The 22,664-nt window shown below is 66.7% G+C and carries 12 protein-coding genes; 4 read left to right on the top strand and 8 right to left on the bottom strand.

From position 1 onward, the window contains the following. Positions 1–39: 39 nt before the first annotated feature. The 8 genes from ACIQVZ_RS39475 to ACIQVZ_RS39440 all read right to left on the bottom strand — a co-directional run bounded on the left by ACIQVZ_RS39475 (position 40) and on the right by ACIQVZ_RS39440 (position 18,872). Positions 40–420: an HU family DNA-binding protein gene (locus ACIQVZ_RS39475; protein WP_402457103.1), complete on the bottom strand. Its 381-nt coding sequence runs from the start codon at positions 418–420 to the stop codon at positions 40–42. Positions 421–552: 132 nt separating this feature from the next. Beyond that, positions 553–918 carry a hypothetical protein gene (locus tag ACIQVZ_RS39470; RefSeq protein ID WP_402457100.1) on the bottom strand — a complete coding sequence of 122 codons (366 nt, stop codon included), beginning with the start codon at positions 916–918 and terminating at the stop codon, positions 553–555. Between the two features lie 41 nt (positions 919–959). Beyond that, on the bottom strand, positions 960–2,681 hold the full coding sequence (locus ACIQVZ_RS39465) for a hypothetical protein (RefSeq protein ID WP_402457099.1): 1,722 nt from the start codon (positions 2,679–2,681) through the stop codon (positions 960–962). A gap of 1 nt (position 2,682) precedes the next feature. After that, a complete protein-coding gene (locus tag ACIQVZ_RS39460; RefSeq protein ID WP_402457097.1) occupies positions 2,683–8,229 on the bottom strand; it encodes a hypothetical protein in 5,547 nt (1,848 codons plus the stop codon). Between the two features lie 176 nt (positions 8,230–8,405). Next, complete coding sequence (locus tag ACIQVZ_RS39455; protein ID WP_402457094.1) at positions 8,406–13,535, bottom strand: type IV secretory system conjugative DNA transfer family protein; 5,130 nt, start codon at positions 13,533–13,535, stop codon at positions 8,406–8,408. 135 nt (positions 13,536–13,670) lie between these two features. Continuing rightward, a complete protein-coding gene (locus ACIQVZ_RS39450) occupies positions 13,671–15,563 on the bottom strand; it encodes a hypothetical protein (protein ID WP_402457091.1) in 1,893 nt (630 codons plus the stop codon). A 301-nt stretch (positions 15,564–15,864) separates the two neighbouring features. Continuing rightward, positions 15,865–17,631: an AAA family ATPase gene (locus tag ACIQVZ_RS39445; RefSeq protein WP_402457106.1), complete on the bottom strand. Its 1,767-nt coding sequence runs from the start codon at positions 17,629–17,631 to the stop codon at positions 15,865–15,867. Between the two features lie 704 nt (positions 17,632–18,335). After that, the gene (locus ACIQVZ_RS39440; protein WP_402457088.1) at positions 18,336–18,872 is read right to left on the bottom strand and encodes a hypothetical protein; all 537 of its coding nucleotides are present in this window, start codon (positions 18,870–18,872) and stop codon (positions 18,336–18,338) included. 323 nt (positions 18,873–19,195) lie between these two features. Between ACIQVZ_RS39440 and ACIQVZ_RS39435 the strand changes: the two genes are divergently transcribed. The 4 genes from ACIQVZ_RS39435 to casA all read left to right on the top strand — a co-directional run. Beyond that, entirely contained in the window at positions 19,196–19,354 is a 159-nt protein-coding gene (locus ACIQVZ_RS39435; RefSeq protein WP_402457086.1) for a hypothetical protein, read from the top strand. Positions 19,355–19,447: 93 nt separating this feature from the next. Next, the gene (locus ACIQVZ_RS39430) at positions 19,448–20,656 is read left to right on the top strand and encodes a hypothetical protein (RefSeq protein ID WP_402457083.1); all 1,209 of its coding nucleotides are present in this window, start codon (positions 19,448–19,450) and stop codon (positions 20,654–20,656) included. A gap of 134 nt (positions 20,657–20,790) precedes the next feature. After that, on the top strand, positions 20,791–21,426 hold the full coding sequence (locus ACIQVZ_RS39425) for a hypothetical protein (RefSeq protein WP_402457080.1): 636 nt from the start codon (positions 20,791–20,793) through the stop codon (positions 21,424–21,426). A 62-nt stretch (positions 21,427–21,488) separates the two neighbouring features. Continuing rightward, positions 21,489–22,664 (top strand): type I-E CRISPR-associated protein Cse1/CasA (gene casA / locus ACIQVZ_RS39420; RefSeq protein ID WP_402457077.1); only part of this gene is annotated, 1,176 nt, incomplete at its 3' end.

The following is a 22,664-nucleotide window of genomic DNA, read 5'->3' as shown; positions in this document are numbered from 1 at the left end:
CATAATGGGGGGTCTCTCTTTCTGCTCGCTCGTCGTTGTCTACGACGCGACCCGTAGCTCACGGTCCGCGGTGACGTTCTCGAACTCGCCGGCATCCTCGATCGCCCGGTGGGTCTCCGGTGAGATGCCGTCGTCGTCGCCCCCCAGCCGGCGGTTGAAGCTGCTCGATGCGGAGAACTTCAGAACCACGTAGTCGTCCACCCTGCTCTTGCCGAAGCGCACCTTGTGGCCCTTGTGGTCCTGTCGGTAGAAGCGGCCGAAGCTCGTGAGCACGACCGCCTCTCCGCAGCTGACTGCCCCGGTGAGTTCGCCGAGCAACGACTCGTACACCTTGTTCACCACTCGGATCGGCAACTTGCTTCGAGTCGCGACCCGCGAGATGAACTCGCGCTTGCTGACACGAGGATTCGTCTTCTCCATGCCTACACCCTGCCCTGTCATCGCTCATGCAGATGTTTCGCTTAGAAACCAGTCTACCGAAGATAGTCACGAGTCGAGAGGGTTAGGTGGTCTTATCGAGTGCACTCTCGACGTCTATTGCAACTCATTCGGCTAGAGCTCCAGGTCTGGCTCAATCTCCTCTCGGTCGTCTCTTGGCTCGTAGTCGACCGACTCGATGATGCTTCGTGTGTCCGGATCGCGGCGCTGGTTCACGACCCTGTTGTGGGACTCCTCGAACCGACGCTGCGCCGCTACGCGGTGGGCTGCGTCGAGCTTCCCGCCGATGTTGCGCTCCCCGAACTCCATCATCGAGCTCAGCGACGACTTCACGCCGTGCTTGATCGCGTTGACATGCGGCTTGTTCTGCGCCCGCTGCTGCTCCCATCGGCTCCTGTCCTCCGGCGTGACGTAGCCGAACATCCGGGCGAAACGAGATCCGAACCTGACCTGCTCATCCTTATTCTGTTCCTGGCTCATGACCTCTCCTCCTGCTCCTTGTTCGTGCTTTCGGATCGCCTTCAGGCAGGCTGGTAGTCCTCGGAATCGGCTTCACCCTGCGGGCCGGCCTGCTGCTCGGCCGACGGACCCGCAGGATGAGGCCGGGGCTTGCGCCGCTGCTCCTCGAAGAAGAAACCCGGGTCGTCGACCGCGGCCTGCAGCGTCTGCTGCCAGTTCTCTCCGAGGCTCCGCTTCAGCTCGGCCTCAAGATCCGGGTACTTCTCGTTCACTGCCTCCATCGCGTCGACGTACGCGTTGGAGTAGACCCGCTGTTGGTCCTCGGGCGGCAGGCCGTCGATGTCCATGCTCGCGATCATCACCTCGGACTGGTCCAGGCGCCGCTGGAGCATGTCCGGCAGCCCACTGGTGTCCAGCCCCTGTTTCTGCGCGGCGAAGCCGACCAGGTAGCCGAGCATGTTTCCGCCGTAGCCCCCTTGGTCGCCGCGGGCCATCGCGTCGAGCAGGGAGGTCTTCATCGTCTCGGCGAGCTGGACCTGGTGGGCGTTCGCGTCCATGGGCCGGCGCAGGGTGAACATCCCGTCCGCGGGCAGAGGCCGACCCAGCTGGTCGTCGAACTCCCCGCTCCAAACGGTGCGAACACGGTCCGAGCCCGCGATCCGCTCCTCGTGCGCGGGCGCCTTGACGATTCGCCCGTGGGCCACGCCGTTGAACATCGTGCGCAGCTCGGGCTCGTATTCCATCCGCTCACCGATGATCCGTCGCGCGCGCTGGACGATCTCCTGGCGATCCAGGCCGTCTTCACTCATCTGCTGGTGCAGCCGCTTGCGCAACGCCCAGTAGCTGTCGCGGATCAGCCCAGCGTCCGCGCCGGGCTCACGCATCTTCCAGAAGGCGTTCTCCATGAGCGCGACCTCGGTCATGGCTGCCGAGTCCGGAGTGAACATCTCCCTGTGGCCGCGCTCACGGCGCCGCATGGCGTCGAAGCGCTTGCGCCACTTCACCGTCAGGTGGTCACGCGGGTCTGTGCTGCCGACCAGGCGCTCGCGCCGGGCGTCGCTCGGTACGTCATGGAACATCCTCTGCCGGTGTGCGATGCCGCTCTCGGCAGAGGTGATCATGCCGCGGGTCCGGGTGTCGATGCGCTCCTGGATCTTGTCCTTGAGTGGCTGGAGGTAGCTGTCCATCTCCTTCCTGAAGTCCGGGGCGAGCATCCGCATCGTCATCACCATGCCGACGGCCTGGATGATCGAGTTGGCATTCACGCCGCGCGAGAGCGGCTTGAGGCACGACTGCATCATCATCTGCATGTAGACGTGATGCATGACGCCGAGATCCCGCGTCCGCTCGTCGTCGTTGAAGCCGGGCACCAAGAGCTTCGAGTCCCGCAGCGAGGCCATGTACTTCTCGCCGGCGAGCCGGGTCTCCGCCCGGAGCTTGAGCAGTTGCTCGCGCTGATTCAGGCCCTCGCTCTCGTCCTCGGCCCGGTCGACGTCGATCCGGTGCACGCGCTCACGGCCGGCCACCCGTTCCCGGGTCTTCGCGCCGAAGAACCTGCGGGTACGGTCCCGTAGCCGATCGCGCCAGACACGCGCATCGTCGGAGTCCTGCGGTCCCGGCTCGTCGATCACTTCAGCGTCGATCGGCTCGTCCGAGCGCGAGTTCCCGTCGGCATGTGCGCTGCCTTCCGGCCTCTCGGCCTGGGACCGGTCGCCGACCGGAAGCACCTTGGCTGCGCGCCGACGGCTTGGGGGTCCCGTTCCCAGCTCCTTGTGCTGTGCCATCTCAATACCCCATCCCGTAGCCGTCGTCGCCCTGCGGCTGGTCGATCTCGATGCTCGGCGTGTACACCCGACGCGCCGCGCCCACGCGCACGGCATGCGCAGAGCGGCGATGCGCGCCGCGAGTGCGGGAGGCATCCGCGTCCTGAGAGATCACGTCGCGCTTGACCACCGAGTCATCGACAGCGATCACGGCGTTGTCCAGGGTGTGCGTCTCGGCGGAGCCAAGCCGGTCGAGCTGCCGGGACATCTCCGCCCGAGCCTTCCGAGTCCCCGAGGACGCGAACTGCTCGTTCTTCTCGCCGTCGTAGACGCTCTCGCGGTTCCTGGCAGCCTCGACCAGATCGGCGAAGGCGCCGCCATAGGCCATCCGGTCCATCACGGTGCCCCGCAGTGACGCGTCTTCCTCCAAGTTGCGGATGAGGCCGGTCTTCGGGTCCTCCAGCGCACCGGCCACGCGGGCCACATAGTCCGGGTTGACCGTGACCCCGAAGCCCTCCTTGGACTCGTAGAACTCAATGAACTGCTTCTCCCACTCCTCAGCCGTAGCCTGGACTGGCTCACCGTCGAGGAACGCCGTGCGCCACTGGCCCGGGCCGACGTGCTCGATGCTGCGGCCCCTCCAGAGATCGCGGCCGGGGCCCTGGAGCATCGCGTACTTGTGTCGGGCCTCGGCAGCGTCGTGCTTGGCCTGCAGAATCGACTGGGTCACCGGGTAGGTGACCTCCAGGACAGCCTTGAGGTCCTCGCCGCGCAGCGCACGAACGGCGCGCTGGCTGAACGAGCCGCCCAGACCGGTGCCGTGGGCCTTGATCGCCGTGGCGAACATCGAGGCTTCCTGGTCGGCCTGCGTGATGCCAGGCGTGCCCTGCGCATCGCCAAGGTTCCGGGCGTAGTCGGTGAGCTTCTTCTCGTTCCCCTTGGCACCGGTCTCGACACAGACCTCGCGCACACTCTGCAGGTGCGCCTCGGGATCCGAGAACGTCAGCGCCGCACCGAACTCGCCACGCTGCGCCTGGCGGTACAGCCCGCTCAGCTTCTCCGTCACGACCTGATGGGTGAGCGTGGTGTCCTCCGGCTGCTCTGCGCCCGTGAGCGCCTGCAGCCGGAGCCGGTTCGCCTTGCTCCGCGAACTCTGCAACTCCTCAGCCAGTGCGACGTCCTTGGAGAGTGCGACCTGGGTGTCCAGCGACACCTGCATGGCCAGCGGGTGCGAGCCGTCGCCCTTGACCACTCCGGTGTCCAGCAGGTTGGCCGGCACCGAGAGCTTCGCCAGGGCCTCAGCCTTGGCGGCCTCGCTGTGCAGCTTCACCACCGCGACGGCGTCGCCGTCGAAGTCGCCGTCGAAGCAGGCGTCCATCACCGGGTTGATCGCGGCGCCGGTGAGCCGGTCGTCGATCGCTACCCGCATGTAGCGCACGCCGGCGTCACGGAGCACCGGGTCACGCCACACCAGCGCGTGGTCGCCCTCGGCCAGCCCCAGCTGCTCGGCCTTGACCGAGCTGAGCGCAACTTGGTCGACGTCCAGCCGCGGGTCTGAGGTCCACACCATCGTCGCCGAGTCGGTGAGCCGCGAGGCCATCAGCCCGGTCTTGAAGATGTTGTTCTTGCCTGTCAGCACCCGGTTCTGCACGTCGGTCGTGATCGCCTCGAAGGCGCGCTGAGCGCGCGAGACCGACTCACTCATACCGTGGCGCACCTCGGCGCGCTTCTCCGCGGACAGGCCCTGTCCGGCGAGCTGCTCGGCCATGTAGCGGTATCGGCAGGCCTCGACGAAGACATCCTGGTAGCTGCGGGTGTAGTCGTGCGTGACGTAGGACCCGTCCTCGAACTCCTGGCCACTGCGCAGATGCGAGGACATCACCGGCAGCTTCCACGAACTCGCGCTCACCGTCTCGGTCTGCTCCCCGGTCGGATATGTGAGCGGGAACGGAATCTCCATGTCGCCGCCGCGGTCGCCGATGTGGGCGCCGAAGGATTTGCGCATCGCCGTAGTGTTGAGTCCCGGGAGCTGTCCCGCCTTGCGCGGCTGAGTGCGCAGCAGCCCGGGCATCGGGATGAACCGGCGCTCGGGGCGCTCGTCGAGGCCCTCGGCCTGGCCGATCACGCGCAGCGTGCCGTCAGCCTCCATGTCCATGCCGGTCACCAGCAGGTACTCGCGCAGGTTCGACTCGGCCCCGCTGTTGTGGCCGTAGAACTCGTGCATGATCGACGGGCAGTCCTGAGACTGGAGCGCCCAGGCCAGCTGCGAGGAGGCCTTACGGCCCTTGCCAGCACGTACCTGCTGGTCGTCGTAGATCTTCGTCTTCTCGTCGACGGCCATATGGGTGACCACGAAGCGCATCTCGCCCAGGGCGCTCGGCCGCAGTCCCCCGTCGGGGGAGCTCAGGTCGGAGACGTCCCCGCTCATCAGCTCGCGCGCCGAGCCCGCGTTGCGCCGGGAGATCAGGCTGAACGGGCTCATCACCACGTCCAGGCCCGGGTTGACCCGGAACCAGTTGACCTCCTCGACGACATCCTGCTCCTGCGCGTCCTGCAGCGGCATGTCCCGGTCGACGATCAGCGAGATCACGCCCTTGTTGCCGTGCAGATCCGAGATCTTGTCGCCCACGACGAGATCGCGCTCCCGGCCGCCGGCCCCGCGGATGCGGTGGCGCTCGGCGAACTCCTTCGACACCACGATCGGATCGTCGGCCGTCCAGCCGCCGAAGGTCATCAGCGCCGTCTTCGCCGGCGCGGTGACCTCAGAAGACTGCATGATCGTCGAGGCCGTCATCTGCTGGCGGTCGAACGGGTCGTACCGCAGCGTCTCGAGCACGGGGAGAGCCATGAGCGGCGCACGCTGTCCGTCCACGCTCTCGTCCCCCGGTACGATCCGGCCGTCGGCGTCGACCCGGGCCTGAGTGGTCAGGTACCGCACGACGCCCTGGTTGGTCGCGCCACCGGTCATCACCGGGTCGAAGTAGCCGCTGGGCGCGACGACGTTGTTCCGGTCCTTGCCGGTGAGCACCGTCATGTTCCGCCCGCCGGTGAGCCGCCAGGCGTCGAAGCGGTTGTCGTCAGCCGGGTCGGTTCGGTCGCGCTGGGCGCGGTACTCGGCGTAGATCGTCGAGCCTGCCTTGATCTCGTTGGAGTAGCGCACACGGCGCGCCTCGGTCTGCAGGATCGCGGCCGTCCACTCGTCCAGGTGCCCCGTGAGCTCGCCGGTGAACTCGTCGAGCCGGTACGTGGTGGCGCGCTCGATGAAGTCGATCGGGTGCTTCGTGCCGTACAGCTGCGAGTAGACCGCGTTGAGCGAGGAGGGCTCGCCGGTCTCGCTGCGCCCGGCGATGAGGTCGCCGGCGATCTGGTACTGGATGCGCTCGTGCATGAGCTGCTGGTAGCCGCGCAGGCGGGTGCGTTCCTCGACCGAGGTCGGAGCCTCGCCCGGAGTCTGGGCCGTGATCGTGGCCTCGTAGCCCGGCACGACCAGGGCGTTGTTCCCGCTGGCGAAGGCGGTGGTGATCTCGCCGTACTCGCCGACATCGAAGACCTGCCCGATCTCACCCGAGATCGGGCTCCCCTTGCCGTCACGGCGCAGCTTCTCGCCGCTCCAGCGGATGACGCCCTGCTCGTCGATCAGGATCTCGGAGACCGTCGCCGCGTTGCGCTCGATGCTGTCACGGACGGTGACCCCGATGCGCCGCATGAACGCGGATTCGTGATCGGCGATCGGCACGGAGCGCTCGGCTTTGAAGCGGACGAGCCGGTCCTTGAACCGGGTTGTCTGGAAGGTAGAGCCCATCATCTCGTCGGGGGAGATCCCGCAGCGACGAAGCGCCGAGGCGAGGTTTTCGAGGTTCGACCACTGCCCGGTGGGGCTGGTCATGTACCGCGCCACCCGGTCCGGGTTGAAGCGCTGGTCGACCCACTCTCCGTCGATGTGGTGGGGCTGGGCCTCCCAGGTCCCGACGAGTTCGAAGGGGACGTCCTCGGCGTGCTGTCGGACCTTCTCGACGGCGGTGCCGCCGTAGGCGAGGTTGCCCATCTCGGGCACCTCCTCGGGCTGCAGCTCGCCGATCTCCTCCAGGCGTTCCTGGTACATCTCCTCGGTCGCGCCCGGGCGCAGAAGGTCGCTGTTCGCGCCGGTGAGCACATCCCAGTACGAGCGCTGAATCGCGGCGACCTCGGCGTCAGCCGAGTACTCCGGCGGCTCGATCGCATCCAGTTGTCCGCCGGTTCGCTCCAGCTCGTCCTCGGCACGAGCAATGAGGTACTCGACACCAAGGGCGGCCTGCAGGTTCGCCCGAGCACTCTCGACGGCGGCCTTCGCGTAGGCCTCGGCTGGCTCGGCGTCGATGAAGAAGGCCGGTAGCGAGCGGTTCTTCGCGTCCCGGCGCAGCATCACCTTCGCCCCGGGCCGGGGGCCGGACTCGCCGGGGACCGTGTAGTCGCCGACCACGAACATCGACTCACGGTCGACGTGGTAGCTGTCGGGCACATCCACCACTGCGCGGCCGCGGCCGCGTTCCTGGTGCGTCGTGCCGGTCCCGCCGGCGGCCTGCCCCGGCAGATCCGTGCGCTCGACGCGATGGCCCTGGGCGAAGCGCAGTAGCTGGACGGCTTCCGCCGGCGAGGGGGAGTAGACCGCCATGCCGCCGGGGACCCGGTAGTTCGTCGAGTAGCGCAGCACGGTGCCGTTGTCGTAGATCCGGGCCCCGGCGTACTCCTCCTGACGCGTGTCGATGAGGCGGATCTCCATGCCGGTCCCGGCGATCCTCGCCTTGATCTGGCCCGGCTCGCGGTCGCGCATCACCTCGTAGGACACGCCCTGAGCTTTCAGCTCCTCGAGCAGTGCCGCCGAGCGCGCCACGGCGCGCTGGGACATGAAGCGGTTGCGGTCGACGTGGTTGGTCTGCGGGGTCCGGCCGCCGTCGATGACCCACTCGCGCACCTGGTCGTATTCCCGCTGGCTCATCTTGTCCATCAGCGCGGTGAGTCCGGCGGCGTCGTCGCTCGTCATCGCGCGGCCTGCCTCGAACGGCCTGCCATCGTCGTCGATGCGCCAGAGCGCCATGTTTCCGCGCCGCGGGTCGGCCAGGGTCTCCACCTCACCGCCGGCCACGCGTCCGATCGTCTCGTCCGGCAGGTACACCAGCGCAGTCCCGGCGCGCTTCACCGTCGCGCGTTCGGACCAGCGGGGGTCGTAGGGGCTGATCGGCAGCCGGGCCGACTTCGGGTCCACCTGGGCACCGACACCGGTGACATGGGTGAACTCCCGCTGCGACTGCTGGTAGCGCTCGCTCCGCGGGGAACGGTCACCGAACTGCGGCTCGTAGTCGGCCACCCGCTCACCGAACGCCTGGTCCATGGCGGTGAGGCAGTCGGTGACACCCAGCTGCGGGTCGGCCAGCGCGCTGCCCCGCCGGCCGAGGATCTCGTCGACCCGGGCGCGGATCGCCTTGGCCTGGGAGATCGGAATGACCTGTCCGGTCTGCTCCCGGGCCTGCTCGACTGCCTTGTAGTAGACGTACTCGTAGAAGTACCTTCGCAGCCCGTGTGCCTTCTTCACTGCTAATCAAGCCCCTATGAACACTCGGAGTTGCGTCATTGTCCATAGATACTAGCTCGCCTATCAAAAGGAAGCGATAGGCCTATTGAAAGGCCAGTGCCGAGGTGTTCTCTCCTAGTCGAGAGGCGACCTCGGCGCTGGTGATGATCCTTGCCTGGCGCCCCAAGGGGCGCTGGCTACTTCGAGTTCATCTCGATGGCCATGGCCCGGTCGAACCGGCCGTCGGCCAGTACCTCCCAGCTCGGCAGCGAGGCCAGGTACTGGTAGAAGGCCGAGTGGACCTTCACCGTCACCAGCGACCTCAGGTCCTGTTCGGTGACGTCCTCCTCGGCGAACACCCGCGAGTCCACGTCGTTCACGTGACCGTTGATCCGGCGGGCCGCATTGGCGTACGCGTCCGAGCGGATCCGGCTTATGTACGTCTGGGACCCATCGGCGCTGCGCAGCTCGCCGTCGCCGCCGACCGAGAAGTGCTCGCGGTCCTGTTCCAGCTCGGTCTGCGCCGACTTGTAGGCCTCACCGATTTCGATGTCCAGGCTTTTGACCTTCGCCGAGCCGTCGGGGTTGACCAGCATCTCCTTGCTGATCGTTCCCTCGCCGTAGAGCAGGCGCTGCCGCTCGACGCTGATCGCCCGACTCTCGGCGACCGCGACCCCGACCTCGACGTTCTCGATGAACTGGTCCTCGTCGAACATGCTCATCCCGGCGTACTCGTCGGGGTCGACGACCACCGGGGCGTTGGGGTCCTGACCCTCGTCGACCGTGGTCATCGTGGTGATGACCTCCATGACCTCGTCGGCGTAGACATCCGGGTCCAGGCGCTCGATGTCGACCTCCCGGTAGCCGTAGATCTCCTTGTACTGCGCCTTCGCGTCCGCGGCCCTGACCGCCTGCCGCATACGCTTCTCCAACATCTTCACGAAGTCCGGCTGGTTCATCCGTACGTCGAAGTCCATGGCGCTGGACAGCGTCGGGATCGTCTGCAGCGAGTAGGTGTGTCCCGGGTGCTTGATCGTGTTACCCAGCAGCCGGAACGACATCGGCAGGATCGTCTGGTTGCGGTTCCAGATCGGGGCGTCGCCGGCCCGGAAGACGATCGAGTTGCGCGGTGCGAGGAATGCCATGTCGTTGTAGCTGATCAGCGGCTCCTCCTTGGTGGTCATCGTGTAGGAGACCCGGCCCTCGGTCTTGCCGCCGATGAGCTTGTCGAGATCCTGGCTGATCTGTTTGCTGTCCCTGTACGACCGGTGCGTCTTGCCGCTCATCTTCTCCAGCGTCTCGATCATCGAGTCGTCCGTGGACTTCAGGAACACGATGTTCGAGGTGTTGTGCGTCGGGATGAAGTCGTCGGTGAGGTAGAGGCGACGCTCGTCGGCGACCCGGACACACTGCACCTCGTCATCGCGCACATACTCGACGCTGACCACCCGGTTGAAGCCGCGGGTGCGGTCGCGCCAGCGATCAGCTTTGCGAGCCAAGAAAAACGGGTTGATCTTCGGGAGACGGATGTTCTGCACCCGGTGCGCCGGACGACCCTCCTTCGGCACGGCCTGGTTCGGCGAGGTGTAGACCACCTTCTCCTTGACGTTGACCGCCACACGGCCGCCCAGCGATCGGATGAGGATCTGAACGTCGGCTGCCAGCTCAGCGCTGGAAGAGCAGAACTCCATCTCACCCTTGGTGCTGATCGTGCCGTCGGTGTCCATCAGCCCACGCAGCAAGTCGATGCGCTGCTCCACAGAGCCGAACAGGTACTGCTGCGGAACTGACTTCTCCCACGCGCGCCTACCGGCGACACCAAGGCCGCGCATGAGGTGACGGACGCCGTTGATCGCGTACTTCGGACACGCACCCTCGGTCACCTCATACGGCACGACATCGTAGCCACGGCGACGGATCTCCTCGATCATCTCGGAGTCATCGCAGTAGATGAACACCCCACCCTTGGGGTCGATGTGTGCATCCCCGAGGATCGCACCCAGCACGTAGGGATCGACCGGGACCTCTGCCTCCGGGTAAGCCACCGGTTCGACGGCGATCAAGTCGACATGACGACCCCTGTCGATGCGAGCCTTGAGGTCCTCGGTGCTGATCGTCTCCTGGCGACGCTCCATGGTCGTACCGTCTGGACCGGCACCGACGAAGAGTCGCCGGCCGATCTCGTCCCTGCCTCCGGTGTACTTGAATGCAGACACCCAGCGCTCCACCGGCCACAGGTGGTCGGGGCACGCCTCGACCGACGAGCCGTCACGCAGGGTGAGCCGGTAAACCGGACGCACCTTCTTCGCATACTTGTCGGTCACCTTGGTCACGGTGCCGAACGGCGTCATGACCTCATCACCTTCCTGGACCTCACCCATCGTCGTCCAACCAGTCGGCGTGGCGATCTTGGCGTCAAGCGGGAGACAGTTGCCCTGAACGATCTTGTCGACCGACTCGCCGTAGACGTCGCGCAGCTGTTGCAGGGTCTGCAGGATGAGCGTGAACTGCTGCTCCTGCCCCAGGCCGATGGAGAGCATCGTCTCGAAGCCGTCGATGCCCTTGCCCTCCGACTGCAGGTTGCCGAGCTCGTCGAGCATGAACCGCGTGCGGTAGAGCGGCTTCTGGTTCGACTTCGTCATATACGCCTGGTCGGCGCTCACGTCGAACAACTGCTTGACCAGGATCAGGATCAGCTTCGCGTACTTCATCAGGTGCGGCGGAGTCACCAGGAACAGCGCCTTCGGGGACTCCGAGTAGCGCGCCAGCGTCTGAGTGATCGCCCGTGCCTGGTACGAGACCTTCTCCGGGTTGCCGCCGCCGGAGAAGTCCAGCCGTGTGTCCGGGTAGAGCGTGTCCCCGGGCTGGAAGGAGAGGATCTCACCGTCCCGGGTGCCACCCTCGCGTACCGGCTTGAGCTCACGCATCACACCGTTCTTCACGATCTTCTTGCCCGTCACCGGCTCGACCACGTAGTGGCGGCCGTTGAGCGAGAGCCGGTAGTTCTTCGTGAAGCTGAAGTAGAAGGTCCGCACCAGCATCTTGGTCTGCGGGTTGACCAGCTCCAGTTTGAGCCAGGCCTCGTCGCCGGGGAACTTGCCCTTGAAGTTGTACCGCGCCCATCCCTCACGCCCGACGATCTCCTCGTGCGTGAAGTCCTCGCCCAGGTTCTCGGTGAACATCGGGTCCGCGTAGGCCGACCACACGGCCTGTTGACCGACGAGGTGGTCGCGCTTGACGTAGTTCGGCGCGAAACGCACGCCGAGGCGACGCGGGAAGCTCAGGCCAGCCAGGTCGGTGTTCTGCGAGGGCTTGCCCGAGGTCAGCGTCGAGATCGTGGGGTCGGTGAAGAACGACATGGCGGTGATCGCGATGCCGTACACCGAGGCCAGCATCTTCTCCGCCCCGGCCATCGAGCGCAGCGCGTTGTGGGCGTTGCCCACCAGCGTGCGCATGTTGTTGCGGGGCAGCTCGTCGCTCGCGTTGAAGTACAGGCTGAGCATGTCCTGATCAGCCTTGCCCTCCCACATGAAGGCCTGGGCCGCCGCCTTCTCCTGCTCCTCGGCCAGGGCGTCCTCGTTGTTCTCGAACTCGCCGGCCTTGACCCGCTTCTCCAGCTCGGCCTCGGGGTTCTTGATCTTCTTCGAGCTCATCTGCACGAAGAGCTGGTAGCAGTTGTAGAGGGTGACCTTGCCCCAGAGGTCGTCGAGCTTCTGCTCCACCAGGGCCAGGTCCATGTTCAGCACGGTCGCGGCGCTGCGCAGCTCACGCTCCTCCTCCAGGTAGAAGTCGATGAGTCCGTAGGCCGCGCGCTTGAAGGCGTTGTTGGCGGCATTGGGCCAGACCGGGTCCTCGCTGCCGTCGAGCGGAAAGAAGATCCCGGCGATGTTCTCCACGTACAGTGCGCACTTGGTGAAGTTGCCCTCGCGTGCCGCGTCGGCCGCCAGCCCCAGGATGTTGTAGATGTCGGTCTTCATGGAGTTGATCAGATTGAACTGCACCGGCTCGAACCCGCGGGTGACCAGGGCGACGTAGTTCTTCACCAGCAACTCGCCCTTGGGGTCGTTGATGACCATGTTCGAGGGTTTCTTCTCACGTGACCACATGTCGATGACCGGCTCGATGTATGTCTGGCCCTTACCGGCCCGGGTGATGGCCAGCACCATGGTGTTCACCGGCGCGGTGTCGACCACGTAGGCCCCGGCCGGGCGTTGGACCTCGTACGCCGGGAACGCCCAGTCCTCCTTGATCAGGTCAGCGACGGTCTGGTACTTGTCCGACCCGAAGCCGAGCTTGTCCCGGTTCTGGCCGTCAGGGTTGTACGGGATCAGCCTGGTGTCGTACTTCTGGCGCAGCCCCTTGTCCTCGGGGAGCCCTGATGCCTCGAACAGTTCGTCGCCGAATTCCTCGTCGATGATCGGCAGGGTCTGCGTCAGCGGATTGCCCTCGTCGTCGTCCATGACCTCGCCGGCGTAGTAGACAAGGTGTCCCTTCTCGCCGATGACGTCCTTCGTGGCGCGCTGGGCGATCTCGACGGTGCCCAGGCCCTTCTTCCTGAGCATCATGTGGCTGAGCATCGAGCTGACCTGCACGTTCGAGTGAGCACCGGCGTCGGGGAACCAGTCGTAGTTCTGCTGGATCTCTTCCGGCAGGGCGATGTGCTGGTCGTTGTGGTACTGGTTGATGTCGCTCGTGTCGTTCATCAGGTTCGCCGCGGCGACCTTCCGCGAGAACCACGTGCCGATGATGAGGGCGACCATCAGACCCGAGCCGAGCGTGATGAAGAGCTTGAACCGTGAGACGTCGGCCAGCTGCCCGCCGACAGTCGTCGAGCTCTTCTTGGGCTCAGCCGGCCTCTCGGCACTGGGCCTGCTGTCCTTCGCCGCGGTGTACCAGCGGGGGACCGGGACAGCCTCGGCGCTGGGATAACACCTGGCCTTCCCGTCCGGGCTGCCGTCCTTGGCCAGAGGCCGGTAGCACTTCACGACCGAGCCGCCCGCACCTGTCGTGGTGTCCTGGGCGTAGTACGCGCTCGGCATGCCGGTACTGCGGCCGGGCCTGCCCGAACCCGCGGACGCGCCCGCCGAGAGCACCGCCGTGGCGATGAGCGAGTAGAGCACCCAGACGACGACCGTCACCAGCGTGCCGGCAATCACCGCGACGACGATGCCCGGTCTGGTCGACCTCAGGGTCGAGAACGTGCTGCGGTCGAGCTGCTGGTTGTCGTAGACGTCTCGGTTCGTCAGCGTCTCGCCGGGCAACCGCGCTGAGATCTTGTCCCAGCTGCTCGCCTCCGGCCGTGCCGCCTTCCGCCTGTTCGTGGCCATCGTTGTCCCTTGCTCTCGAGCCTTGCCCGTTCTACTTTCCTGCTGTCCAGTGCGACTGCCTGCGCAGACGCCGACGGCGCATGGGGAACGCGCCCCATGCGCCGCAAGATCACCCCGTCGGACTGACCGGATCGCTCAACGGGTCAAGACCACCCCGACGATGAAGCCGGCCACGCCCATCAGCAGCGAGAGCGTGACGATCATGACGACGAGGATCTTGTTCGAGCGGCTCTGCATCTCGGAGGCCCGCGCCAGCTCGTTGGCGTAGGACTCCTTGTCGGCCTGCATCTCCGCCAGGCGCACCTCATACCGCCTGGCCACGGAATCCTCGACCGTCGACAGCTGCTGGAGCAGGTCGGTGGCCCGCGCCACCTGAGAGCTGGTCTTCTCCTTCTCCAGGTCGAGGTTGTGCTGCCACTCGGTGTCCCGAGCCGTCATCTGCGTGATGGCGTCCTTGCGGCTGCGTTCGAGCTCTTCCCCCATCCGGCGGATCCGGTCGGCGTGCTCAGCGCGCACCGACTCCAGGAGGCCCTGCTGCTCCCGGCGTAGGACGCCGATCTCGTCCTTGGTCCGCAGGTGCTCGGCCAGCGTCTCGGACTGGGCGATGTCGGCCTTGCGGTTGTCGTCGACGATCCGCTGGATCTCGGACTTCCACCGGTTCAGGCGCTTCTCCTCGGCCGCCAGGTACTCCGACTGCCGCTCGGCCAGAACCTCGAAGATCCGGGTCTGCCCGGTCTGCATCTTCAGCGTCGCGTCCGAACGCCGGACCCGTAGGATCTCCTGCTGGTTGTGCGTGTGGGTATCCTCGATGTCCCGTTCGATCACGGCGACGGAGTCGATCTGCTCGCGCTCCATCTTCGAGCGGTTGCGCTCCTTGTACTGCAGTTCCGCCGAGAGCGCCGCCTGCTGGGCCACCTTGGAGGCCTGTGACTCGTAGTCCTTGGCGATCTCCGCCCGGCGGGCCCGGATCTTCTCGTCCTTCTCCGTCTGCCGCTGCTGGTGCTCGGACTCGGCGGCGTCCTTCAGCAGCTTGTACCGGGAGCCCGCGCGGTCGGTGGCCACATCGCGGATGACCTGCTCGGTGTGCGCCGACATGAGGTTGACGTAGAGTGCGCGCAGCTCATCCTCGTGCGCGGAACGGAGCTGCGTCAGGTCGGCGTTGGCCTGCCTGTTGAGCTGGGCGACCTGGTCCCCGAGCCACTCCGTCGCGCCCTCGGGCACAGCGATCTGCACGACCGGTGCGCCGATGGCGAAGGTCGCGTTGAACTCATCGAGCCGGACATCCAGGCCCAGCTCCTCGGAGAGGAACCGGCGGGCGATGACGTCGCGCACCTGGGTCTGATCAACCGGCAGCACAGTGTCGCCGGCCCCCTGGTAATCACCCTCGATGCCGTAGTCGGCGTCGTCCTCGTCGAAACCCTCGTAGCCGGCCACCTCGTCGCCGTCGTAGTCCGGCCCCGATTCGACCGGAGCGGTGCCCGCGTCGTCCTCGTCGAACATGGGAGTGTCCGCCTCCTCGTCGTCGACGACGTCGCTGAAGAGCGGCTCGTCGTCCGGGCCCTCATCAGCCCCTTCGTCCTCGGGGATCTCGTCGAAGATCGGATCCCCCTCGTCCTCCCCGAGGACCGCGGGGACAGTGCCAATGACCCCGGCCTCGGCGACCAGGCCGCTGTGCTCCACCCACGCCTTCTCGCCCAGGGCCTCTTCGAGACTCGTGGTGCCTGCGAGGACAGAACGCGCCTGCGCGAAGGTCGCATCGTTCACCAGATCGACGAGGAGATCGCCGCCGGGCTTCTGCCACACGACGGCCCAGGCGTAAGTGGCGCCGGTGAGCAGCGAGTACTCCTCCACGCGCGCGAGAGTCCCGCCGGTGGGGATGATGCCGACGACCTCCTCTTCGATCATCTCCGCCGTGGCCACCGTGCAGATCTGGTCGGAGCTGATGAGCTCGATGATCGAGCCCTTCGCTTCGTCCCGGCCGTGCCGCTTGCTCAAGCCGCCGATGTCGTCGGCTGCAAGCACGAGCATCACCCAGGCCGTACCGCTGGGAAGGACGAACGGAGTGTTCGACCGCAGCAGCTCGACTGCGGCCGGGATCGCCGTCTCTCTCACCACGGAGGCCAGAAGCTCGTCGGGCTTCTTCTTCCGTTCCTTCCTCTGGCGGACCGATGCCGTTCCCAGAATGCCCATTGATGCCAGTCCCTTCGCTAAAAGAACACAGTTCGCCTGGCTTATGAGATCCTATCTCAGCCCTATCTGAATAGGCAATCAAAGAGGGTAGATGGGCTATCGACTCACTAGTCACTGCTTGCCGTCGTCCTTGACTGACTCATCGCACCGCACTGACCTCGACGAAGGCATCGGAACTCAGCAGGTTCTTGTCATCGCTGACCAGGTCGCCGACGACGTCGATGCGGATCCGTCGCTCCGGGGGGTGCTCGTTGAGGAACGTCGCCACCGCGGTGGTGACCTCATCGGTCAGCTTCGACACGGCCGCACGTGCGCCACCGGCATCGGAGTCGGTGTCGCCCTTGTCCTCGATGAGGTACTGCAGGACCCTCGAGTCGACGTCGACCCGCACGTTGTGCTTGACGAACACCTCCTGCACCATCTGGCGCAGCTTCTTCCGCACGATTCTCTGCTGCGTCGGCAGTGACAGCGGCTGGAAAGGGACGATCGCGTCGATACGGCCCAGCAGCTCGGGCGGGAACCGGTTGTCGCCCGTCGTTGAGGAGATTGAGCGGCGGATGAGTTTCTCGTACTCCATCAGCTGCTTGCCCGAGCCGGTGTCGTCGGCAGCGTACTGCGAGATGCTCTTGTAGATCTCCGAGCCGGCGTTCGTCGTCAGCACGATGTACGTGTTGAGGAAGCTCACCTCACGGTTGTTGTCGTCGTTGAGCCGGCCGTCGTCGAGCACCTGCAGCAGCACGCGCGTGACCATCGCCGAGGCCTTCTCGACCTCGTCGAAGAGCAGCACAGCGTGGGAGAGGTCCCACACACGCTTGGTGAGCTCGGAGCGGAAGGCCGCGAACGAGGTGTCCTCGGCGTACTCCGTCATGTCGAACCGGATCAGGTGCCGCTGGTCGTCGCCGAACAGCAGCTTCGCCAGCTGCTTGGTGAGTTCGGTCTTGCCGACACCGGTGGAGCCCGTGAATAGCAGGCTCGCCATCGGCTTCCCCTTGTCGTTGAGGTCCGCCACCGACAGCTGCAGACGACGTGCCACCGCGCCGGTTGCCCAGTCCTGGCTGAACACCTCCTCGTCCAGCTGCTTCTTGATCTTCGCGCCGTCGACCTTGAAGGCCACGTTGACGTTCAGGGTCTCCATGAGTACGTCCGAGAGCAGGTCCCGGTCCATCGGCCGGTGCGTCAGGCGATGCCAGCCGACCATGGAGTCGAGCACGAGAATCGACTTGCGGGGCTGGGCGCTGGCCGGCATGTAGCGCTGGGTGTACTCGTAGATCTGCCGGAAGATGCGGTCGTCGTAGAACTCGCCCGCCACCCCGTACCGTTCGGCCATGCCCTGGAGGATCTTGATGGTCGTCGCCTGGTCCGGCGGGCTGAGGTTGATGCGCTGCAGTCGCTCGACGAGCGGCTGGTTCGGCGAGATGTGCTTGTGGAACTCCTCGTAGGTCGTCGCCGCGATGATCCTGATGCCGCGGGTTCCCGAGGCAGCCAGGACCGGCTTGATCGCCTCGACGGCGGCGTCGGAGAGCTGAACGATCTGGTGGAACTCGTCGATGAAGAGGACTAGTTCGTGCATCTCGTCCCTGACGAAGTCCTCGGCCTCGTCGAAGAAACCCTTGAGCATCGCGGCCATATTCTCGGCACTGCCTGCCGCGAAGACCATGCGCGCCGGATCCACTTCGAGGTAGAGGCGGTCCTTGTCGACCAGCATCGTGGCCTGGACCAGGGCCGTCTTGCCCGTGCCGGCTTCGGCCAGCAAGAGCGCGTTGCACAGCTCGGGACGGCTCATCGAGGCCAGCAGCTGTGTCATCTCGTGCTCGCGGCCGACGATGTCGCGCTCGGCCTTCTTCAGCGGCTCCGAGAGCTTGGAAAGGAGCCGGTAGCGCTCGTTGAGCTGCGCCTCTTGAAACATGCCGCACAAGACCTCTCCACTGGAGTGCAGATATGGCGGGGAAATGCGAGAAGTCGCACCATGGACTCCGGCGCCTCTCGGGACGTGCTCTGGTTGCTGTCGCTCACCCCCGTGCTCGGGCTCGCGGACCGAGGCCTTTGTCGGGCCCCGCACTGGGCGGTCTGCAGGCCACAAGTCCCGGTGCTTCGCTGAGGGGAAGAGGGCGCCGTCGGGGGATTGACGGCGCCCTCTGAACCGGTGGCCCTCTGCGCAGCCGAACCATGCGGTGTGCTCGTGCGGTCGGAACCGGTCTGACGGCACGGCGGCCATTGAAGGGCTGGCCAGCTGGGCTCGCTAGACGACCGGTGAGGCCGTGAAGTTGTGACTGTGGTACTCACCACAGCACTCGCGCCAGCGAGCTGTAAGACGGCGAGTGCCTCGACGGGGCAGAACTGGTTGGAACGCAGGATTTATGGAGGGATCTCCTGGATGAAGTGGAGGCCCCGGCGCTGTCGGACAGTCAGCCGGACCCTGGAGCTGGACTCCAGCTGATCCCGGACATGACTATTCTGAGCACAGCGCGGTAACGCGCACCTGCCAGGGCACCCCAGTGGTTGGTTTGGGTTCCAGCGCTGGTGGTGTAGCGACTCGGGCGAGTCAGTGGTGGCCGTTCCTGCGCGAACAGGGACGGCCGCCGGTATTTTCAGAAGGGGCTTGACTCAGCCTCAGCCGACCGTGGGCTCGTCGACCTCGACCGCCTGCTCGGGCTCGACAGCCGCGGCCTGAGCCTGCGACTCCTTGGCCGCGGCCTGTGCCTCGCGGGCGGCGCGCATGGACGTGAACTGGTTGTCCAGCGTCTTGTTGTCGACCTTGAACTCGGAGGCCTCGACGGACTTGGTGTTGACCACCAGGCCGGTGCCACGTGTCGCGGGCATCACGTTGCCCTTGAAGCCGTAGATGGTGCCGACCTCGTCGCCGCCCTTGTCCAGGATCGGCTCGGTGTTCGGCCCCGCGGCCTTGGCGATCTCCTCTATCTGGCGGGTGGAGTACGGAGCCCCGTTGTTGTAGTGGACCTTGCCGTTCTCGTCCAGAATCCGATCGGACTTCAGGTGCAGGTCCGTCTGCGCCGGGCCGCGCGGATCTCGAGCGTCGAGCTGGATGTCGGCGTACACCGACTTGCCGTCCTTGGTGGCGCCGTTCTTGTAGACCTTGGCGATGAGGTTGACCCCGGTCATTGCGCCCTTGCCCTTGAGGAGTGCCATGATCTCGCCCTTTCGTCGTCCCGGCCGTCGTTCGACAGGCCGACCATGGTGATCATTCGCGTCGTTCCGACAAGGCCTGTGATGCCATGCGAATGCTCTTTACGCTAATGCCGTATAGGGCATTGGGCAAGCATTCGACTCATCTTTCTCCATCTCTCAGTCCGTGCTGTCTGTCGCTCAATCGAACCAGTCCGTGCGGACTCGAGTGCATCGGCATCGCTGGCCCACGGCATGGGGAGCCCGGCGGACGGCGGCGCGCTCAGCGCACGGCCTCGCCGCAGACGGGGTCGATCGCGTTGTGCCCGTTCTGGGCGGGGCGGAATGTGGAACTGTCCGGGGGTTTGGCCGCAGCGGTCGACGCCACCCGCGACCTGCCGAACCGCACCGCTGCCGCCCGGATCGGCATCAGCGCCAGCGCCGATCGTGAGGTCGAATCCCTTCAAACTTACGTCCATCCCGATCCATCCGCCGAACTCGAGTGACGGAACATCCGTCATTCGGGCTCGTTCCATCCTCCGGCGAGTGCTAGCGTCATGAGTGACGGATACTCCGTCACTCGACTCGGGAGGTCCCTGATGGCGGCGCGCGCACTGACCACGGTCGAGGCCCTTGCCCTCGGCTTCGACTCTTCCGACCCGGCCGCCAGCGCGAGTCGGCACATCGACATCGGGACCATGGCCAATGGCTACCCGCCGGACCTGGTCGTGGCGAAGGTGGAGGGCGGCTGGATCTGGCACTACGGCGAGGAGACCATCCTCTGCGACAGCGAAGCCGAGGCCGACGCCCTGTTCGACAAGGATCTGATCGCACTCGTCCGGGACTGCGCGGACCCCTTCGAGAAGGGCGGGAGTGACTTCCTGTGGGACACCGCCGACGTCCTCATCGCCACGGTCGGCTTCGAGGAGTCCGGCGACGGCACGTACTGCGTCTCGCGCATCGACGGCACGGTGTCGTGGTCCACTCACACGTCGGGGGAGGAAGCCATGGAGACGGCCCTGGAGCTGGCCGCCGGCCTCCCGGACGAGACGCTCTCCACCGACCCGTTGCCGGAGCTTGCCTCCTACGTCGCCCAGGCCCGGGTCTACCTGGCCCTCAGTTGCGGGGAAGGTCTCGCGGGCCCGGACGGCTTCTGCGAGCGGTTCGACGCCGACGAGGACGACACCTGGTTCCCCGACGACCATTTGGGTGTGGCCATGGCCCGGGTCGGTCGGTGGTGGGTGGTCGCGACCAACGACAGCGTCAACGACAACTACCTCGCCTTCTCGCTGCACGAGGACGAGGGCGAGGCCCGGACGGAACTGATCCGGGGCATCGGCGCCTACTACGGGGCCGCCGAGACCGCCTACGACTGGGCGTCCTTCGACCGCAGGCTCTTCGTCCGCGCGACTCCGATCACCGAGGAGAGCGACTTCTACGTCGTCGTGGCGGTCCTCGGCGAGCACGAGCAGGAATCACTGCTGCTGACCGCCGACGGCCAGCGCCAGGCCGTCACGAGGGCAGCCCAGATCCTCTCCCAGTACGCCGCCCGAGAGCCCGCGCCCATCGATGCGTACGGGACCCAGGCGGAGATCCAGTACCAGGCACTGCACCGCCGGGTGCTCCAGGACACCGTCGCGGCGCTCACCGGCTGCGAGGCCCAGCTCGGGAACGCGATCCGGCGCGCCGACCAGGAGGGTCTCTACGGCCGTGGCCGGGACCTCACCTGGATCCAGGTCGCCCATCGCCTCGGCGTCAGCCGGGACACCGTGCAGGAGATCCGCAACGGCAACGCCTGGAAGAGCTGACCCGCACCGGGCCGAACCAGCCCAGGCCGCGCTGTGTAGCGCCCGCGCACGCGGCACTCAGAGCGACCAGCTTCCTCACCGGCACCACCTGCCCAGCTCAGCGCATCGATCGCGCCGGGAGGACGATCCCGGCGGTGAAGGGAACCGCCATGCAGAACGTGATCAGCAGCAACGACGGCGTCGACGTCGCCCAGGAGTACGCCGACCAGGTTCGTGACCTCCTGGACCGTGGCCGCGCCGACACCCTGCGCCGCACACTTTGGACCGACGGCAACGACGCGGACCTGCGCCGCATCGAGATCGTCTGCTACCCCCGGCCCGGCACCGGCGAGACTGCGCTGGCCCTCGTCTACTGGGACGACGACTCCTACGAGGTCCAGGAGGCCGCCGACCAGCCCGAGGCTGAGCAGCACTACCTGGAGACGGTCCGCGTGACCACCGGCTTCGACGTGGATGACAACGGCCGGGAGATTTCCGCCGCCGAGACCGACGTCCCCGGCGTGCCCGGCTACGACGGCGCGTTCCACTCCGCCTACCGCATCGACCGGGGCACCCTCGACACCGAACTGCGTAGCGAAGTGATCGAACACGACGTCAAGGCGCGCAGTGCCCAGACCCTCGCCAACGCCCTGCTCGCCGCCCACCTCGCCTGCCCCGGCGTCGAGCCTGCAGCCTGGCGGTCGCAGGTCTGGACCGGGACGAGCCCTGAGGAGGCCGGCGCCGCGATGCGCAGCGGCCGCCACGCATTCGCCGTCGCCCAGCAGGTCTGACTGCCCGCCACCACCTGGCCCGCGGGCGGGTCGGGCAGCCCGCCCGCGTCTTGAGGCGAGCCGTGACACCGTCATTCAACCTGGTCGACCGCGGATGGCTTCCCGTCCACGACCTCGACGCCGGCACACACCGCGAGGTCGGCCTGCGCGAGGCCCTGGTGCGGGCGCACCGCCTGCGTCTCGCGCTTGCCCCCGGCCAAGAGCTCGCGGTGGTGCTGCGGGTGCTGCTGGCCGCCTACGACTCCGCTGCCGGGCCGGCCGACACCGCCCAGTGGCAGCAGGCCTGGCGGGCCGAGACTCTCGACACCACCCGCATCGACGCCTACTTCGACCGCTGGCGCGACCGCCTCGACCTGTTCGATCCGCAGCACCCCGCCTTCCAGAGCGCCCACCTGACGCAGTGCCGGCGCGGGCCCGGGGTCCTGCACCCCTCCTACCTGATGAGCGAGACCGCGCGGACCTTCTTCGCCCGGGACCGCACCGGTCCCGGAGCATCGCCGCTGCCGGCCGCGCAAGCCGCGCGCCGTCTGCTGGTCCTGCTCGGCTACGACGTCTCCGGTCTCAAGGGCGCTCCCGGCGGTGGCCTGACCTTCGGTGCCCAGGTCCCCCCGGTCGCGGACAGCGTCCACGTCAGCGTCGACGGCTACCTGACACTCAAGGACCTGACGCTGCTGAACCTGCCGCCGCAGCCGCGCGCCCCCCAGGACCGGCCGGTCTGGGAACAGACGCAGCAGCAGCCGGCGGTCGGTGAACCCAGGGCGGCTCTGGGCCGCCTGGACCTGTGGACCTGGCCCGCGCGCGGCATGCGCCTGCACGCCGACGACAACGGCGTCGTCACCGCCGTCGCCTGGCACGACGGCACACGGCTGGAGGGAAAGGCCGCCCAGCGGTGGGCCACGCAGCACACCTTCGATCCGCTCACCGCCTGGCGCACGACGAAGGGCCGCGGCACTACCGCCCCCGTGCGCGCCGCCGACCAGCACGGCATGATCCCGCCGTGGACCGGTGTCCTGCTCATGTCCTCCCACCACGGCCCCGCCGTCCTGCAACACCTGCGCGCCGCCTGCGAACGTGGCGACGTCCCCGGCGACACACCGCTGCGCCTGGCCGTTTCCGGCTTCACGCACGGCAACGATCACCGCACGACGGTGATCGGTGTTCCGGCCGCGTCCGTGGCGATCGGCCCAGCCCGGCTCTGGAGGGAAGATGGCACGCGGCGGCGGGACCTGCTCGCCTGG

This window comes from Kitasatospora sp. NPDC098663 (assembly GCF_044760075.1).
GTDB lineage: Bacteria > Actinomycetota > Actinomycetes > Streptomycetales > Streptomycetaceae > Kitasatospora.
This window is presented reverse-complemented; position numbering and strand designations above follow the sequence as displayed.

Excerpts from the sequence above, each read along its gene's own strand:
- ACIQVZ_RS39475 (WP_402457103.1), bottom strand. The coding sequence starts at position 420 with ATGGAGAAGACGAATCCTCGTGTCAGCAAGCGCGAGTTCATCTCGCGG.
- ACIQVZ_RS39470 (WP_402457100.1), bottom strand. The coding sequence starts at position 918 with ATGAGCCAGGAACAGAATAAGGATGAGCAGGTCAGGTTCGGATCTCGT.
- ACIQVZ_RS39465 (WP_402457099.1), bottom strand. The coding sequence starts at position 2,681 with ATGGCACAGCACAAGGAGCTGGGAACGGGACCCCCAAGCCGTCGGCGC.
- ACIQVZ_RS39455 (WP_402457094.1), bottom strand. The coding sequence starts at position 13,535 with ATGGCCACGAACAGGCGGAAGGCGGCACGGCCGGAGGCGAGCAGCTGG.
- ACIQVZ_RS39450 (WP_402457091.1), bottom strand. The coding sequence starts at position 15,563 with ATGCTCGTGCTTGCAGCCGACGACATCGGCGGCTTGAGCAAGCGGCAC.
- ACIQVZ_RS39445 (WP_402457106.1), bottom strand. The coding sequence starts at position 17,631 with ATGTTTCAAGAGGCGCAGCTCAACGAGCGCTACCGGCTCCTTTCCAAG.
- ACIQVZ_RS39440 (WP_402457088.1), bottom strand. The coding sequence starts at position 18,872 with ATGGCACTCCTCAAGGGCAAGGGCGCAATGACCGGGGTCAACCTCATC.
- ACIQVZ_RS39430 (WP_402457083.1), top strand. The coding sequence starts at position 19,448 with ATGGCGGCGCGCGCACTGACCACGGTCGAGGCCCTTGCCCTCGGCTTC.